Source organism: Sphingobium rhizovicinum, from assembly GCF_042647625.1.
Classification (GTDB): Bacteria; Pseudomonadota; Alphaproteobacteria; order Sphingomonadales; family Sphingomonadaceae; genus Sphingobium; species Sphingobium rhizovicinum.
In genome coordinates this window covers 113,311-130,257 of record NZ_JBHRVU010000005.1, presented here as the reverse complement: position 1 = coordinate 130,257, position 16,947 = coordinate 113,311, and the positions used below count along the sequence as shown (strand labels likewise).

General features: G+C 62.5%; 12 protein-coding genes. 6 read left to right on the top strand and 6 right to left on the bottom strand.

Annotation, left to right across the window (positions count from 1 at the left end; genetic code table 11):
* Window positions 1-14 precede the first annotated feature (14 nt).
* The 3 genes from ACFOKF_RS19465 to ACFOKF_RS19455 are packed head-to-tail and all read right to left on the bottom strand — an operon-like array spanning window position 15 to window position 3,329.
* Window positions 15-899 carry an enoyl-CoA hydratase gene (locus ACFOKF_RS19465; RefSeq protein WP_380798043.1) on the bottom strand — a complete coding sequence of 295 codons (885 nt, stop codon included), beginning with the start codon at window positions 897-899 and terminating at the stop codon, window positions 15-17.
* Between the two features lie 3 nt (window positions 900-902).
* The gene (locus tag ACFOKF_RS19460) at window positions 903-1,727 is read right to left on the bottom strand and encodes an SDR family oxidoreductase (protein ID WP_380798042.1); all 825 of its coding nucleotides are present in this window, start codon (window positions 1,725-1,727) and stop codon (window positions 903-905) included.
* Between the two features lie 12 nt (window positions 1,728-1,739).
* Window positions 1,740-3,329, bottom strand: a complete 1,590-nt coding sequence (locus ACFOKF_RS19455) for a long-chain-fatty-acid--CoA ligase (RefSeq protein WP_380798041.1) — start codon at window positions 3,327-3,329, stop codon at window positions 1,740-1,742.
* Window positions 3,330-3,496: 167 nt separating this feature from the next.
* Here ACFOKF_RS19455 and ACFOKF_RS19450 point away from each other — a divergent pair, with 167 nt between their 5' ends.
* The 3 genes from ACFOKF_RS19450 to ACFOKF_RS19440 all read left to right on the top strand — a co-directional run bounded on the left by ACFOKF_RS19450 (window position 3,497) and on the right by ACFOKF_RS19440 (window position 7,842).
* Window positions 3,497-4,447, top strand: coding sequence for an aldo/keto reductase (locus ACFOKF_RS19450; RefSeq protein ID WP_380798040.1), 951 nt, complete (start codon window positions 3,497-3,499; stop codon window positions 4,445-4,447).
* A 157-nt stretch (window positions 4,448-4,604) separates the two neighbouring features.
* On the top strand, window positions 4,605-6,227 hold the full coding sequence (locus tag ACFOKF_RS19445; protein ID WP_380798039.1) for a GMC family oxidoreductase: 1,623 nt from the start codon (window positions 4,605-4,607) through the stop codon (window positions 6,225-6,227).
* Between the two features lie 244 nt (window positions 6,228-6,471).
* Window positions 6,472-7,842, top strand: a complete 1,371-nt coding sequence (locus tag ACFOKF_RS19440) for a carbohydrate porin (protein ID WP_380798038.1) — start codon at window positions 6,472-6,474, stop codon at window positions 7,840-7,842.
* Window positions 7,843-8,061: 219 nt separating this feature from the next.
* Here the strand turns inward: ACFOKF_RS19440 and ACFOKF_RS19435 are convergent, their stop codons facing one another.
* Window positions 8,062-8,820 (bottom strand): SDR family NAD(P)-dependent oxidoreductase, encoded by a 759-nt coding sequence (locus tag ACFOKF_RS19435; protein ID WP_380798037.1) that lies wholly within the window; start codon window positions 8,818-8,820, stop codon window positions 8,062-8,064.
* 175 nt (window positions 8,821-8,995) lie between these two features.
* On the opposite strand from ACFOKF_RS19435, the gene ACFOKF_RS19430 reads away from it, so the two are divergent.
* The 3 genes from ACFOKF_RS19430 to ACFOKF_RS19420 are packed head-to-tail and all read left to right on the top strand — an operon-like array spanning window position 8,996 to window position 11,153.
* Window positions 8,996-9,970, top strand: coding sequence for an NAD(P)H-quinone oxidoreductase (locus tag ACFOKF_RS19430; RefSeq protein ID WP_380798036.1), 975 nt, complete (start codon window positions 8,996-8,998; stop codon window positions 9,968-9,970).
* A 43-nt stretch (window positions 9,971-10,013) separates the two neighbouring features.
* A complete protein-coding gene (locus tag ACFOKF_RS19425) occupies window positions 10,014-10,751 on the top strand; it encodes a TetR/AcrR family transcriptional regulator (RefSeq protein ID WP_380798035.1) in 738 nt (245 codons plus the stop codon).
* Between the two features lie 27 nt (window positions 10,752-10,778).
* A complete protein-coding gene (locus tag ACFOKF_RS19420) occupies window positions 10,779-11,153 on the top strand; it encodes a Rieske (2Fe-2S) protein (RefSeq protein WP_380798034.1) in 375 nt (124 codons plus the stop codon).
* A 122-nt stretch (window positions 11,154-11,275) separates the two neighbouring features.
* On the opposite strand, the gene ACFOKF_RS19415 is transcribed toward ACFOKF_RS19420, so the two are convergent.
* On the bottom strand, window positions 11,276-14,107 hold the full coding sequence (locus ACFOKF_RS19415; protein ID WP_380798033.1) for a TonB-dependent receptor plug domain-containing protein: 2,832 nt from the start codon (window positions 14,105-14,107) through the stop codon (window positions 11,276-11,278).
* Window positions 14,108-14,376: 269 nt separating this feature from the next.
* Window positions 14,377-16,770, bottom strand: coding sequence for an arylsulfatase (locus ACFOKF_RS19410; RefSeq protein ID WP_380798032.1), 2,394 nt, complete (start codon window positions 16,768-16,770; stop codon window positions 14,377-14,379).
* Window positions 16,771-16,947 lie beyond the last annotated feature (177 nt).

Sequence of the window (16,947 nt, the reverse complement as noted above, 5' to 3'; positions counted from 1 at the left end):
TCCAGATCAGATGTTTATTCGGCCGTCTTGTCGGATCGGCCGGCGGCCGCATCCGAACCGGCAGCGATCGACCGGGCGGTTTGCCCGCCGATCGCGCTGCCCGTGGTCAATTGCGCATGGGCGTGCGCCAGATGATGGGCGTTGAAGGCCAGGTCCATCGCCGTCCGCTTGCCCATCGCATCCTCGGTCTGGTTCAGCACCTGCTTGGCCAGCGTCAGGCCAAAGGGCGGCAGCGCGGCTAGTCGTTCTGCGATGGCGGCGGCCTCCGTCTCCAGCGCGTCCCTTTCCACCAGCCGATTGACCATGCCGAGTTGATGGGCGCGCTCCGCACTCATCCGATCGCCCAGAAGCAGGAATTCGCGCGCGACGCGCGGGTGCATCTCGAATGCATGCGCAAAATATTCGACGCCCGGCACGCCCATGCGCAGCACCGGGTCCGAAAAATAGGCATCGCGGGAGGCGACAATCAGATCGCATATCCAGGCAAGCATCAATCCGCCCGCGATACAGGCGCCATGCACGGCCGCAATCGTCGGCTTGGGAATATCCCGCCAGCGCCGGCATAGGCCCAGATACAGTTCCTGCTCCCGCACATAGGCGAAAGCCGCGCCATCCAACTCGCTATGATCGCCCCAGAGCGACCGGCGCGCTTCAACCGGCTGGTCGGCATCGCGCCCCGGCGTGCCAATGTCATGCCCGGACGAGAAATGCTTGCCCTTGCCGGTCAGGATGATCGCCCGCACATCCGGATCATCGACCGCCCGCGCAAAGGCCGCGTCCAATGCATAGAGCATCTGTCCATTTTGCGAGTTGGCAAAATCCGGCCGGTTGAGCGCGATCCATGCCGTCGCATCGCGCCGTTCATACAGCACAGGCTGGTCGGTTTCGTAGATCGCCACCGTTCAACCCTCCAGCTTTTCCCATGGACGCGGACGCGGCTTGCCGGTTGCGGCGATGACGGCTGCGTCCACCTCCGCGCTGGTCGGATTGCCACGCAGGGTCAGGCCGCCATTCACCTGAAGATTCTGGCCGCTCATGAAGCAACCGTCGCTCGCCAGCCAGGCCACTGCATCGGCAATGTCATCCGCCGTGCCCGCCCGGCCCAGCGGATAATGGCTTTCATAGGTTTCCCAGACGCCCGGCACCAGCTTCGCGCCAGCGCCCATCGGCGTGGCGGTGATGCCCGGCGACACCGAATTGGCGCGGATACCATATTGTCCATATTCATTGGCGATGCAGCGCACGACATGGTCGATGCCTGCCTTCGTCCCCATATAGGCGGTGTGATTGTCCAGCATGATCGTCGCCGTGGCCGAACTGATCTGGATCAGCGAACTACCGCGGCGCATCAGCGGCAGCATCGCCTGAAAATATTGGAAGGGGCCGATGAACTGAAGGTCGGTCATCCGCCGCAACTCGGCGTCGGTGGTCAGCGCAAAGGGCTTCAACAGGCCCCATCCGGTTGCGTTGACGACAATGTCCAGTTCGCCAGCCGCATTCCGCGCCGTGGCGGCCAGAGCCGCCAGCGATTCCTGACTGGTGATGTCGCAGGTCGCGGGCACACCACCAATGTCCTGCGCGAACCGCTCCAGTTCCGCCGCGTCGCGCCCGGCGACGATCATCCGCGCGCCATCACGGGCCAGCCGACGAGCGATGACCTGCGCCATATTGTCCCGTGTGCCAGCGCCTATGATGAGGCCAGTCTTGCCCTTCAGCATGTCAGTCATGCCCTTCTCTCCTCACGCCACCGACCGATCGCGCCCGACCCAATAGGGCGCCCGCAATTCCCGCCGCAGCACCTTGCCTGAAGCGTTGCGGGGCAGCGCATCCACGAAATCGATGCTTTTGGGCACTTTGTACCCGGCGATGGACAGGCGCGCCCAGCCGCGGATCGCTTCCTGATCGGCGATCGCACCTTCGCGCAGCACGATGACGGCCTTCACCGCTTCGCCCCAGAGCGGATCGGGCACGCCGATCACCGCAACCTCCGCGACATCGGCATGGCCCCGGATCGCATTCTCCACTTCGGCGGGGAAGACATTCTCCCCACCGCTGACGATCATGTCCTTGATCCGATCGCGCAGGTAGAGATAGCCGTCTTCGTCCAGAAAACCGGCGTCCCCCGACCGGAAATAGCCATCTTCGCCCAACGCCTCCGCCGTCGCTTCGGGCAGCTTCCAGTAACCCGTCATGCCGGTGGGCGAACGGATGATGACCTCCCCGCTCTCGCCCGGCCCCAGCCGGCGCCCTTCCGGATCGACGATGGCGATCTCCACGCCATCCAGCGGCCGACCGGCCGATGTCATGCGGATATTGCCCTGCGCCGCATGATCTTCGGGCGGCAGGACGGAAATGGTCCCGCACATCTCCGTCATGCCATATTGCTGCACAAAGCCGCACTGGAAGATGTCGATCGCTTCCCGCAGCACATCCAGCGGCATCGGCGATGCGCCGTAGACGATGGTGCGGATGCGGCCATAATCCACCTGCCGCGCGCGCGGATGACGCATGATGAGTTGCAGCGCGGAGGGCACGGTGAATAATTTGCTCAGGCCCTGATGTTCGATCGCATCGAGCACAAGATCCGCGCTGAATTCTTCCGCCACCAGTCCGGTCGCGCCGGCACACAATGTCTGGAGGCCAAAGCCCGTGCCGCCGATATGGAATTGCGGCATCACGATCAGGCTGACATCGTCCTGCGTCCAGCGATTCCATTCAGGCTGCGCCTCTTCCGGCAGCGATCGGAAGGCGAGCAGCGCCCGCTGGCTGAGCAGCGCGCCCTTGGGTCGGCCCGTCGTCCCCGATGTGTACATCTGGACGGCGATGGATTCGGGATCCCGCACGTCGGAGGCTTCGCTTTCCACGCCCGACGCCAGCCAGGGCGCATAGGCGCTATCCGGACCGTCGATAATGACGACATGGGGCGGATGGGCCAGATTGGCCGTGAGGTTCATCATGCCATCGGCATGGTCCGGCGTCACGAACAGCAGTTTGCAGCCCGCATCCTCCAATATCCAGGCCGCTTCCTGCATGGCGAGCCGCCAGTTGACCGGGACAAGCGTCACACCCGCGCGCGCCGCGCCGAGCAGCAATTCATAATAGATGTCGCTATTCTTGCCGAGATAGCCGACGCGATCGCCCGCGTGGCAGCCCGAAGTCCGCAACGCGCCGGCCACTGCACGGCTGCGGCGCGCAACGTCCGCGTAGCTGCTTTCGCGGGCGCGGAAACGCAACGCCGCTTTGTCGCCATGAAGCTGCGCCTGCGCGTCGATCATATCCGCAAGGCAGGTGAATCGCGGGCGGGCAGGAATGAGTGCGACTTCAGCCAAGGACATTCCCCTGCTTTTCCGCTTTGGCGACCATCATCATCCTCTCTCGCAACGATTACGCAACGCGTCCGCTTTTCCCTATAGTCGACAAAAGGGTTGGCGCGCCAGAGCGTTTCATGCTTCAAGCGATAAAAATAATACTCGTGATAAATTGATGGAGAATCATCGTGACGATCGGCAAAATAGCGTGGACCATTGGCGATCGCCCCGCGCTGCCCCTGATGCTGGGCGGCAATGTCTTTGGCTGGACGGCTGACCGCGCCGCCAGCTTCGCGGTGCTGGACCGCTTTGCCGACGCAGGCGGCACGCTGATCGACACCGCCGATTATTATGCGGCCTGGGCGCCGGGCCATGAAGGTGGCGAGTCCGAACAGATGATCGGGCAATGGCTGAAGGCCAGCGGACGGCGCAACGCCATGACCATCGCCACCAAGGTCGGCCTGCTGGAGGGGCCGGCCGGCAACGGCCTGAGCGCAGCCCGAATCGCCGAGGCGGCTGAGGCCTCCCTGCGCCGGCTCGGGACCGACGTGATCGACATCTATTTCGCGCATATCGACGACCGGAGCGTGCCGCTGGAGGAAACATTGGCGGCCTTCGATGCGCTGGTCCGGCAGGGCAAGGTGCGCATGCTGGCCGCGTCCAATTTCACGGCGGACCGACTGGCGGAGGCGCTGCGCATCGCGGACGCCAACGGATTTCACCGGTTCCAGATGATCCAGCCCAAATATAATCTCGCCATCCGCGACACTTATGAAGGATCGCTGGAACGACTGGCGCTGGCGGAAGACCTGGCGGTCGTGCCCTTTTACGGTCTGGGCGGCGGCTATCTGACCGGCAAATATCGCAAGGCCACGGACATTATCGGCACGCCACGCGAAACCTGGCTACGCCCCTATGTCGAAGGAGGCGGACCGGCCATTTTGGCGGCGATGGACGCCGTCGCCGCCGACACCGGCCTCAGCCTGCCGGACATCGCCATGGCCTGGGTGCGGGACAAGCCGGGCATATTGGCGCCCATCGCCAGCGCAACCAGCGTAGGGCAGGTCGATGCGCTGATTGCGGGCGCCCATATTGTCCTGCCCCCGGAGCATCGCCGCCGATTGGATATGGCAATTTAGGGCCTCCTCCGAGCAGGACCATTGCCGAAACCGGGGACAAGCGGCACCGACAGCATAGGCCTGCCTTCTTCCATCCCACCGACAGCCCGAAAGCGGGTTGCAAGAAAGAATATCATGTTATACTTTTTGTGGAGCACATAAGCAGGAGAGCCTTCAGGTGGCGGAAAGTTGGGACTATATCATCGTCGGCGCGGGGTCTTCGGGTTGCGTGCTGGCGGAGCGTCTATCCGCCAATGGCCGCCATAGCGTGTTGATGCTGGAAGCGGGCGGCACGGATGACAGCCCCCTGATCCATATGCCCAAGGGCATTGGCAAGGTTGCCGCCAACCCCAGATATGCCTGGCATTATCAGGTGGAGCAGCGGCGCCTGCCCGAAGTGCCCTCGACGGAAAGCTGGGTCCGCGGCAAGGGGCTGGGCGGCTCCTCCTCCATCAACGGCATGATCTATGTGCGCGGTCAGCCGGAAGATTACCGGCAATGGGTCGCACGTGGCGCCACCGGCTGGGGCTGGGACACGATGAAGGCCGCCTATCAGGCGATAGAGGATCATGAACTCGGCGCTGGCGATGGCCGTGGCGTCGGCGGTCCGCTGCACATCAGCAGCGGCAAATTTCGCTATCCCCTTGCAGAAGCGATGATCCGCGCGGGCGAGCAGATGGGCCTCAAGCGCAAGGACGACCTGAATGGCGAGGATCAGGAAGGGATCGGCTATTATTCGCACAATATCCGGCGGGGCAGACGGCAAAGCGCCGCCCTCGTCTTCCTGAAGCCAGCGAGCAGGCGTCCCAATGTCAAAGTCGTGACCGGCGCCCATGTCGACCGCGTTCGGTTTGAAGGCAAGCGCGCCGTGGGCGTGGAGGCGACCGTGAACGGTCACCCCGCCTTCTTCGCGGCGGCGGGCGAGGTGATCCTGTCCGCCGGCGCCGTGGTGTCGCCGCTGATCCTGCAACGGTCGGGCGTGGGCCGGGGCGCACACCTGTCCGCGTTCGGCATCGACATCGTGGCCGATCGTGCCGGAGTGGGCCATCATCTGCGCGAACATCTGGGCATATCGCTGCCCCATCGACTGCGCGGCGCGCCCGGCAACAATCGCGAGTTTCAGGGGCTGCGTCTGGTCGGCAACGTGCTGCGCTATTATCTGAAGCATGATGGCCCGATGGCGACCGGCCCTTATGAAGTCGGCGCTTTCGTGCGCAGCCATGCCGGAGCCACGCGCCCCGATCTGCAACTCTTCTGGAGCGCCTTCACCTTCAAGCGGGTGACGAACGCGAACAATCCGGTGCAACTGGCCGCAACCGAGGATGAGCCGGGCATGACGCTCTATGGCCAGTTGATCGGGCTGACATCGCAAGGGTCGGTTGAAATTGGCGGAGCGGGTTCGGCTGCCGCGCCCATCATCAAACCCAACTGGCTGACCACGCCCGAAGATGTGAAGACCGGCATCGCCTCCATCCGCTACATGCGCAAAATCCTCCAGCAAGGAGCGATCGCCCCTTATGTCGGCGAAGAGCTGCTGCCCGGCCACCAATATGAAACGGACGCGGGAATCGAGGAAGCGCTGCGCCTGTTCGGTCGGTGCGGCACCCATGCCGTCGGCACCTGCGCCATGGGGGACGCCGACGCCGTGCTCGACCCGCAATTGCGCGTGCGCGGCGTCGAAGGGCTGCGGGTGGTTGACTGTTCGTCCATGCCAGGACTGATTTCGGGCAACACCAACGCCCCCGCCATGGCGCTGGGCTGGCATGCGGGCGAAGTCATCCAGAACAGCCCGCGCGCCTGATTCCCAAAAAGGGGCATCGGGCGGTTCACGTGCATCGCCCGATGCACAAGGCCTTTTATTAAGGCCTGATTTTTGAGGCCGTTGCCGGGAGACGACCGGCCTCTCCCGCCGCGTCCGCCATGAGCGGTCACGGCGCTATAACGCCCGGACAGGGCGTGGGCGGCCCGGTGGCTCGCCTCGGCAGGTACGGCAAAAAGCCGGCCTCGCTTTCCCCCAAGGTCGCCAAATAATCAGGAGAAGAATCGTGCCCGCCCCCCATCCCCTGCCGCGTCGCGGCCTGCCCCTGCTATTGTCTGCAACGGTTGGGCTTGCAGCCCTGCCCTGCGCCACCTGGGCAGCGCCGGAAAACGAGCAGTCGCAACAGCATTCGCAAGCTGAAGATGCGCCTGCGCCGCTCCCGGCCGACAAGTTCAAACGCTTCGACGCGCTGATCGAACCGGGATTGACCACCACCTATCCGTCCCTGTCCGAAACCGTGCTGCGGGATACCGGCGGCTTTCGCAGCGCATTGGCCGATCTGGGCATCGGCTTTGAACATCGCAGCAGCACCACAATCATGGACGGCTTCCTGCCGACCGGACAGCCGCATGATCCATGGCTCTATAACGGCCAGCGCTTCACGGTGCAGAACAGCAGCAACGCATTCAATTTCAATTTCGATCTGGGCAAAGTCGGCCTGAACGGCATGATGGTTAGCGCCGGCATCATTCAGGCCTACACCAATTTCAGCCCGAACAGCCCCGACACGGTGCGAATGCGCACCATGGCCCTTTACGGGAAAACGGCAGACGGGCGGCTGGAGGTCCGCGCGGGCTATCTCAACAATATGGACGAATATATCGGCCTGTTCACCGGCGGCAGCCCCATATTGTCGGCGGGCCTGAACGGTCTGGTGCCGCTGGCGGCGGGCCTTAGCGCCGCGCCCATCTCCACGCCGGCCATCAACGTCACGCTCCATGCCAAAAATGTCTATCTGCGATCGGGCCTGCAACGCAGCGTCAGCCCGCGCGGGCGCGTGGATGAACTCAACAATGACAAGGGCGGCTTTCGCTTTTCCCAGCCGGGCGCGGGCATGCTCTACATATCCGAACTGGGGGTAAAGCATGCGCCCTCAGCCAATCGACACAGCCTCTGGGCGCGGGTCGGCGGCTTTTACAATGACTCGAAATATGTCCGCCATGACGGGCGGGGCACATCCGCCAATGGCAATCTCTATGGCGCGATCGACTATCAACTGACCCAGCCCGATAAGGGGCGGCCGGGCGCCGGCATCTATGCCGGGGCCAGCGCCTTCTGGGCGCCCGATGCCGTGAATGTCTTCACCCAAAGCTATGAGTTGCGCACCTATGCCATCGGCATGATCCCCGGCCGGCCACGCGACACGGTGACATTGAAAGCCGTCTACAACAGCTTTGGCGACGCCGCCGTCAGAAGCGCGCGGGATCGGGGCCAATATGCCTCACGCAACCAGACGAATGTCACCGCCAGCTATTCGGCGCGCGTGACTCATGGCGTCTATGCCGTGCCGGCCATGTCCTATATCGACAATCCGCCCTTCACCGGGGATTTCAGGGATGCGCTGATCGGGTCGTTCACCCTGTATTTCATGCTCTGAGAGATGGTTTGAGAAATCGCGAAAGAGCGATTTCTGATACGGCACCAGCCCGCTCCCCCACCCGGCCACCCATAAGATACTGCCGTTGGATGGCCGGGCGGGGGAGCGGACTGGTGCCGGAATGCGCCGGATGGCGCATTCTCAAACAGACTCTGACAGCAAAAGGGGCGCTCCACCCAACTGGCGGAGCGCCCCTTTTCCGAACGGACAGGATAGCGTTTAGAACTGCACGCGCTTGGTGTAGCCGCCATCGACCACCAGATTGATGCCGGTCGTATGCGAAGAGGCGGGGCTGGCCAGAAAGACGATGCTGCGCGCCACTTCCTCGGCCGTGCCGAAGCGATTGCCGACCATCTTGGCGGCGGTGGCGTCATAGAGTTCCGGCCGCACGCCCCTGATCTTTTCCCAATTGCCGCCGGGGAAGGAAATGGGACCGGGCGACACCGTATTCACGCGAATGCCCTTCGCCCCCAAGGCCTGCGACTGCTGCTTGGCATAGGTGATCAACGCCGCCTTGAGCGCGTTGAAGGCATTGGCCGACAGAAAGGTTTCCAGCGCCGCCGTCGACGACATCAGGATGACGGACGCTGCATCGGACGCTTCCAGATAGGGATCGAGCGCCTCGAAACCGGCGACCGCGCCCATGATGTCGAGTTGCAGCGTGGCGTTCCAGTCGCTGCCCACGCCCGCGCCCGACGCGCTGACATTATGCACGAAGATGTCGACGCCGCCCAGTTCGCCAGCCGCCTTGACCAGCCAGGCCCTATACGCATCCAGATCGTCCAGGCTGAACGCTTCGCCGAAAACCTTGCCGCCATGCTGCTGGAGCGCGGCGACGGTTTCCGCCACCTGATCGGCCGAACGCGAGAAAAAGGCGACATCGCATCCTTCCTGCGCGAACAGGTCCAGCGCGGCGCGACCAAGTCCGCGGCTGCCGCCGGTCAGAATAACTTTCTTGCCCTTCAAACCCAGGTCCATCGCTTCATCTCCGGTCGATGCGCGCCCACGGCGCTGTTCTGCACTTGCGGAGTAGGCCGCCGATGCGTCACCGTCAATAAATTATATCGCGTAATATATTTTGCATCTGGACGACGACGCCGGATTGCGCAGCGCCACGCGTGATACTAAGCTGCCATGCATGACAGATACACAGATGATGCGCGCAATCGGCGTTCAGGGCGGAACCGGCCCCGCCAGCGCCCTGTTCGAGGAACAGGTGGCCCGCCCCACCCCGGCCGCCGGTGAAATCCTGATCCGCGTGCGTGCTGCGGGCGTGAACCGCCCCGATATTTCCCAGCGGGAGGGCAATTATCCGCCCCCGCCCGGCGCGTCCCCGGTCATCGGGCTGGAAGTCGCCGGCGAAGTCGCGGCTCTGGGTGAAAGGGCCGCGCGCTGGGCCATTGGCGATCGCGTGACCGCGCTGCTGCCCGGCGGCGGCTATGCCGGCTATGCCATTGTCGACGCCCGCCACGCCCTGCCCATTCCCGACGACATGAGTTTCGAACAGGCGGCGGGCCTGCCGGAAACGATTTTCACCGTATGGGCCAATCTGTTTGAAAAAGGGCGGCTGACGGCTGGCGAAACGGCGCTGATCCATGGCGGCAACAGCGGCATTGGCGTGACCGCCATCCAGATGGCGAAAGCGGCGGGCGCCCGCGTCATCGCTACCTGCCGGGGCAGCGAGAAGGCGCAGAAGGCGGCACAGGTCGGCGCCGACATCGTGATCGACGTAACCACCCAGGATTTTGCTGCGGTTGTCACCGATGCAGGCGGCGCCGATGTCGTGCTGGACATCGCCGGCGGCTCCTATTTCGAAGGCAATATCGCGGCATTGAAGCCCGATGGCCGGCTGGCGCAGATCGCCCTGCTGGACGGCGGCAAAGTGATGCTCGACCTGATGCCGCTTCTGTTCAAGCGACTGACCATTACCGGCTCCACGCTTCGGGCGCGCCCGGCCGACGAAAAGGCCCGATTAACGCGCGCGATCGAAGATGTCGTATGGCCATGGGTGCGGTCTGGCCTTGTTCGCCCCCCGATTGATCGAATCTTTCCGCTGGAAAATGCGCAGCACGCGCACGAATATCTGGAAAATGGCAGCCAGTTCGGCAAAATAGTGCTCACATTGTAAATGCACCGGCGCGGGCCGGCCAGGAAAGAGACAGGTCAGGACGTTGAACGGAGAGATACTCGCCCCCCATCCGGAAAAGCAGCTGATTTATTCAAGCAGCCTGATTCAGGAACGGCGCCAGCGCATTTTGCAGGAAACGCGCCGGATGATCGCCGAGGACGGCATCGACAAGTTCAGCATCCGCACCCTGTGCAAGCGCGCCGATGTCGCCCAGCGCACGCTATACAATGCCTTTCATAGCAAGGACCGGCTGATCGCGCTCGCCATTCGCGAGACATATGAAGGCGTCAACAGCTACATCCGATACCGCACATCGGCCGACACGATCGACGGGATCGTGGATCGGCTGATGTCGGTCAATCGGCGGAACCTCAAGGCGCGCAATTATACGCAGGCGGTCACGTCCATCTATTTTTCGCCCAATACCAGCAGGGATGTCTGGAATGCCCTGCGCGACATGGTGTTCCTGAACCTGCGCCAGTGGCTGGACCGCGTCGCGCAGGATGGCGAATTGCAACCCTGGGTGAAACTGGAGGAAGTGGGCGGCAGCTTTGCCAATATCGAATATGCGGCAATCAATGACTGGGCCTGTGGCCGAATTGCAGATGAAGCCTATCTGCGGCACCTTATCACGTCGATGCTGTCCCTGGCGTCAGGCGTGACCCGCGGCCAGACGCAGGCCAGAGCCAATCAGATGCTGGAGGAAATCGCGCGAACCGGCGAATTGCCGGAATTTCCCAAGCCTGTGCTCAGTCCGCCGGATGCGGTGGAAGCCGGCTGATCCGGCCTTCCGCCCCGAAATTCCTCAGTGCATCCAGACGCATCCGACCCCGACGGATATATTCCGCTGATCGCGCAAGACGCACTTGTACCGGGCCGCGTCCATGCCTTTGTCGTGCGGCACTGGCCGATCATAGTGGTGCGCACGGCAGACCAGGTGCATGCGCTGCTCAATCGGTGCAGCCATGCCGCCGCTCCGCTGGACGATGCGCGGGTCAGGCGGGATTTCCTGATCTGCCCGCTGCATGGCGCACAATTTGATCTGGCGACGGGCAGTTGCCGGTCGGCTGGCAGCGGCTATCTGCCGATCCGGACTTTCCCGGTCCGTGTGACAGACGGGATGATCGCGGTCCGGGTGCCGGACACGCAACCGACAGTGGACGATCTGCCACTGCGGCCATGATGTGCTGCATGAAAGACAGGGCCATCCGGTTTCCCGGATGGCCCTGCGCCGTCGCGACCATAATGGCAAACTGATAATAAGGCGACGGGCGGCCAGACCATGGCCACCCGCCCCGAACCTCCTTAAAATTCGAAACGGAAGCCCGCCCGGATCGTCGTGCCGATCACGTCATAGAGGAAGGGATTGGTGCCCGACGCCTGCGTATTGGACGCGTCCAGCTGAACCACGACCGGCGGATCCTGGTTGAGCAGATTGTCCACCGCCAGGAAGAATTCGCCCTTGGGCGCGATGGCGTTCGCCTTGATGCCCAGATAGGCGTCCAGATAGACGATGGTCGGCACCGTGCGCTTGTCGATAACGGTCGGTCCCCAGGCATCGTCGAACACGGCCGACCCGATCAGGCGGCCACGCAACTGCGCGGTAAAGGCGCTGGTGTCATAGGTCGCCGTCGCGGTGCCGCGCCAGTGGGGCACGCCTTCCGCCGCGCCGCTATTATTGCCCACTTCACCCGCACGGGTCACGACAGAGGTGGGGAGCACGATGTTCAGGCGATCGACATAGTTGGCCAGCACCCGCAGGTCGAGCGTGCCCGACGCCACCGGCATGGTGTAGCTGACCTCCACGTCGACGCCGCGCGCCTGCTCCTGCAACGCATTGAACGGCTGGAGGCTGATGCCGGTGATCTGGTTGGCGCTGTTGCGGGTGATGGCCGCGCAATATTGCGCATCCCCCGCCTGACAACGATCCACGATCTGCTGCGCCGAATTGGTCGCGATCGCATCCTTGATCTTGATGTCATAATAATCGACCGACGCGCGGAAGCCCCGCAGGAAGGATGGCCGGAACACGACGCCCGCCGTCAAAGTATCGGCATTTTCCGGTTGCAGGGCGCGGTTGCCCGCCACCGTGGCGAAGGCGCGGATCGGCGTATTGCCATTTTGCGGATCGTTGACCAGCGTATTGGTGATGGAGCCGACCTGGAACAGTTCCTGCAAATTGGGCGCGCGAATGTCACGCGACCGGGTCACGCGGAATTCCAGCCCATCGATCGGCTCGTAGCGGAAGCCCGCCTTCCAGGTCTTGACCGAACCGCTGGTGCTGTAATCGGTCAGGCGTCCCGCCAGATTGAGGTCGAGCGACTTGCCGACCGCGCTGTCCTTGAACACCGGAATGCCGACTTCGGCATAGAGTTCCTTGACGTTGATCTTGCCGTCGAACCCCTTGAAATTGCCGGCCCAGAAGCCCGGCGTCACCGTGCCATTGGCGTTCGGGATGCCGAACTGGGAAATCGGATCGGCGGTGGCATGCGCCTTTTCCTGCCGCCATTCCGCGCCAGCCGCAAAGCTGAGGTCGCCGGCCGGCAGTTCGAACAGATTGCCCGCGATATTGGCTGCCGCCACCTGCTGTTCATAACGCAGATCCTGCGCCGCGACGCCCACGACATTGGCCAGCGCCGCTGCACTGACCGGCTGCGACCCGAACGGATTGATCGCCACGCAACCATTGTTCGGACTGGTCAGGGTCGACCGACAAATGGCCTGTGACGGGTTGGCCGGATTGGCGACGGCATCGATGGCCAGCGCATATTGATCGGGCCGCGGCATGCCGGACGCCCGGATCTTTGAATCCACCCGGCCATATTGGTAGGACAGGCCCCATTTCCAGCTGTCGCCAAAGCTGCCATCCACCCCCATCAGGCCGCGATAATTTTTGCGGCTGTTGGCGATGACGATATTGCCCATCTTGGTGTTCTGGATGCTCAGCGGGATGGTCGTCAGATTATTGGCGATCATCGCATCGCGCACTTCCGTCGGCAGATAGAAGTTATCAACGGAAACCGTCGCCGTCGTCGCACCGCTGCGGCCATAGTTGGCGCCGCGCGTCTCGGCCTTGGACGTGGCGTAGGAACCTTCGACATAAGCGTTGATCGTGTCGGTCAGATCGTAGGATGTCCGCGCATAGATCGACTTTTGCGACGTCGGCATGCTCGATTCCGTCAACGGCGCCTGATCATACAGGCGATCGAAGACCGCCTTGTCGCCAAAAGCGAACGTCCGGCCCGTCGCCACGCTGGTCAGCGGAAAATCGGTTCCGGCAAGGCCGCCGGTCGCGTTGAAATAATAGCCTGCCAGAGGCCCGCTGGCGATCAGACCCGTGTCATTGGCCAGCTGCGCAGACCATGGCGCAGCCAGATAAGTGGTCTGGCCGGGCTGTCCCGCCAGCGGATTATTGACGATCTTATAGCCCTTGAACCAGTCCCGGCTGCCATAGGTGGCGGCGCCGTTGCGGGTATATTGGCCGCTGACGATGAAATGGCCTTTCCCGTCCGCAAACTTCGTGCCGAAACTCAGCGCGCCGGTCAGGTTGCTGGCATCTCCCTCGGTCGATATGCCCGACTGGAAATTGCCCTTCAGCCCTTCATAATCGGTATCGAGGACGAAGTTCACCACGCCGGCGACTGCGTCCGAACCCCAGGCCGCCGAAGCGCCGCCGGTTACGATGTCGACCCGTTTCACCAGCGCATTGGGCAGGGTGTTGACGTCGACGCCGCCGGTCAGCGTGGTCGGCGTCACGCGCTTGCCATTCATCAGCACCAGCGTGCGCGATACGCCCAGATTGCGCAGGTTGAGGATGTTGGCGCCGGCCAGACCATTGCCGATCAGCGCCTTGTTGGTGCGCGGCGTGTTGGATCCCGACAGGGCCGGAATCTGATTCACATAGTCGGAAATGGTTGCGGGGGCGGCGCGCTGAATCTGTTCAGCCGTCACGACGCTCACGGGGGTCGGCGCGTCGAAGCCGGCATTTTGCAGGCGCGTGCCGGTCACGACGATGTCGTTGGTGGTCACGGGCGCGCTGTCCTGCGGCGCGGTTTCCTGCACCGGCGTCACCTGGTCCTGCGCCGCAGCGACATTGGGCAACCACAGCGACATTGCGAGCAGGGAAACAGCGCCCATAGCCTGAGCACGATTAACAGTTTTCATACATCCTCCCCAGAGAACAGGGTTCACACTCTTATTGGATTACCCGTGTTATTTTCTTACGCCCTCTCGACGGAGCGGACAAGGTGAAAAATGGAAGTTCATGATACTCGTTATATTTTTTGTGACTTACCGTTTATCCATCACGCCATCCCATTGATATAAAATGGTTTATTTATAACCCTGTAGTAAAAAAGCCACTGCCGAAGGCCGCCACATGTCTCCGACTCGCCCCGTCCTGCGCGTCAGTGCCCGCTCTGATCCGGAAATGTGATCGTCACCTTTTTGATACGACCCTGAAAATTGTCCCCTTCGCCATACTCGGCCGTCACGGGGGCACCGCTGTCCTTGCCGATGTCCATGGTTTCGCCCTGCCCCGCATCCACAGACGGCGTATGGGCGAAGTCCGCGCAGCCCTGGCCAGCACCATTAGCGACAAGGCACATATGCCCGCCCGCCTGCTTCTGCGGGCCATATGATGTAAAGCGAAATTCCAGCCGGGCAGGGCCAGCCCGAAGCGGCGTGTTGCCGCGTGCGACAAACTGGTCCTCCGGACGCTCCGATAGCGCGCTGACAACCATAGGCACCCCGTCCTTCAGGTAGAAACTCCATCCGCCAAACCAGCTCCCCCTCGCCAGCAGCGGTCCGTTCGCCCAATCGCTGGCCAGTTCCACATCCGCCGTGACAAGGAAGGATCGCCCGGCAAAATGCGGCGCCATATCCTCCGCCACGCTGATGTCGCCTCCCCAATAGGTGTAGCTGGCCCGCTTCTCCTCATAATGCGTCCGGGCGGCATTGAGCCGCGCCGGGGTCAGTGCATCATCAAGTGGCAGCACCTGATTGGCCCTGGCCTGCTCCAGAAAGGCCTGCTTCATCTCCTCGACCTTCGCCGGGTTGGATGCGGCCAGATTGCGGGACTGGCTGTAATCTTTCCTAAGGTCGTATAATTCCCAACCATAGCTGCTCCAGGCGTCGCCATCGGGCGCCACATTTTTCCATGGCACGCGCTTGGGGATGTTATTGGCGAACCAGCCATCCTTGTAGAGGCCCCGACTGCCCAGCATTTCGAAATATTGCGTCCGCGGCGGCTCAGCCGCCGTTCCATGGGCAAAACTGTAGCTGATGCTCCTGCCCGTCATGGGTTGCTGCAGCACGCCGTCGACCATCCGTGGCGCGGGGACATGCGCCGCCTCCAACAGGGTAGGCGTGATGTCGCTGACATGGGCGAATTGCGTCCGCACTGTACCAGCTTGCGCAACATGGCCCGGCCAGTTCACCACCAGTCCGTTGCGCACGCCGCCCAGATGCGACGCCATCTGCTTCATCCATCGAAAGGGCGTATCCATCGCCCAGCCCCAGGGCGCGGGATAGAGCGGATAGCTATGGGGACCGCCCATCAAATCGAGATATTGAATATCCTCTTGGGTCGTGCGTCGGCCAGACAGGCCGTTCTTGTGATGACCGATCTCGTTGAACGTCCCGGTCAGCCCGCCTTCGCCACTCGATCCGTTGTCGCCTTCGATAAACACGACCATGGTGTTGTCCAACTGGCCCATGCGCCGCAGTTCATCGATCACCCGCCCGATCTGATCATCTTGATAGGCGATCATGGCGGCGAACACCTCCATATAACGGGCATATAGGCGTTGCTGCTGCCGCGTCAGGCTATCCCATGCCGGGATTTCGCCGGGGCGCGGCGTGAGCATAGCATTTGCAGGAATGACACCCTCGCGCTTCTGCCGGGCAAAAGTGTCTTCCCGCTGCCTGTCCCATCCCTTGTCGAATTTACCCTTGAACCGGGCGATCCATTCCGCCGGCGCCTGATGCGGGCCATGGCCGGTGCCGGTTGCATAATAGAGGAAGAAGGGCTTGTCGGGCGATGATGCCTTTTGCTGATGGACCCAATGGATCGCATCATCCGCCAATCGCTGGTCAAGCAGGCGGGGATCAGGCGCGTTATCGACCGAAATCGTGTTGCGGAACAAGCGGGGATGCCACTGGTTCGTGTCCCCGATGATGAAGCCGTAGAAATATTCAAAGCCCAGCCCCGTAGGCCAATGATCGAACGGTCCGGACAGCGAAGCCTCCCACCGCGGGATATTATGATGCTTGCCGAACATCGCCGTGTTGTAACCATTGTCGCGCAGGATGCGGGCGACAGTCGCCGCCGAACGGGGGATGACGCTATTATAGCCGGGATAGCCGGTGGCGACATCGGTGATGCCCCCCGAACCCACGGCATGGCTGTTCCGCCCGGTCAGCAGCGCCGCCCGCGTTGGGGAGCACATCGCCGTCGTATTGAAATTATTGTAACGGGCGCCGCTGCGCGCCAGCGCATCCAGATGCGGCGTCGGAATGGGACCGCCAAATGCCGAGCTGGCGCCAAATCCGACATCATCCGTCATGATGAGCAGAATATTGGGCGCACCAGCCGGCGCAGTGACGGGCACGGGCCAGTCCTGAACGGATGTCGTAGCGGTCAGACCGACCTTGCCGGCAAAATCATGGGGCGCAATCGGCAGCACGGTGCGATCCAACGGTGCGCGCGTAGCCTGTTGCTGCTGCGCAGCCGATGGATGCCCGGATGCCGTCGCCGCAACAGCCGCACCCGCCATCCAAAGCTGTCGCAAACGCCGCATCCTTCATCCTCCTCACGCTCTTTATATGGGCGCGACCCTATATAAAATATCACAACATACAAATTTCAAAGCAGCAAAAAACATGCCGCCGCCACCCTCGGCGTTATTCAACGATATAACGCGTGCGATAATTTGACTTGGGCAGCGAAACCTCTATCATGATCAGCCTGAAAACAT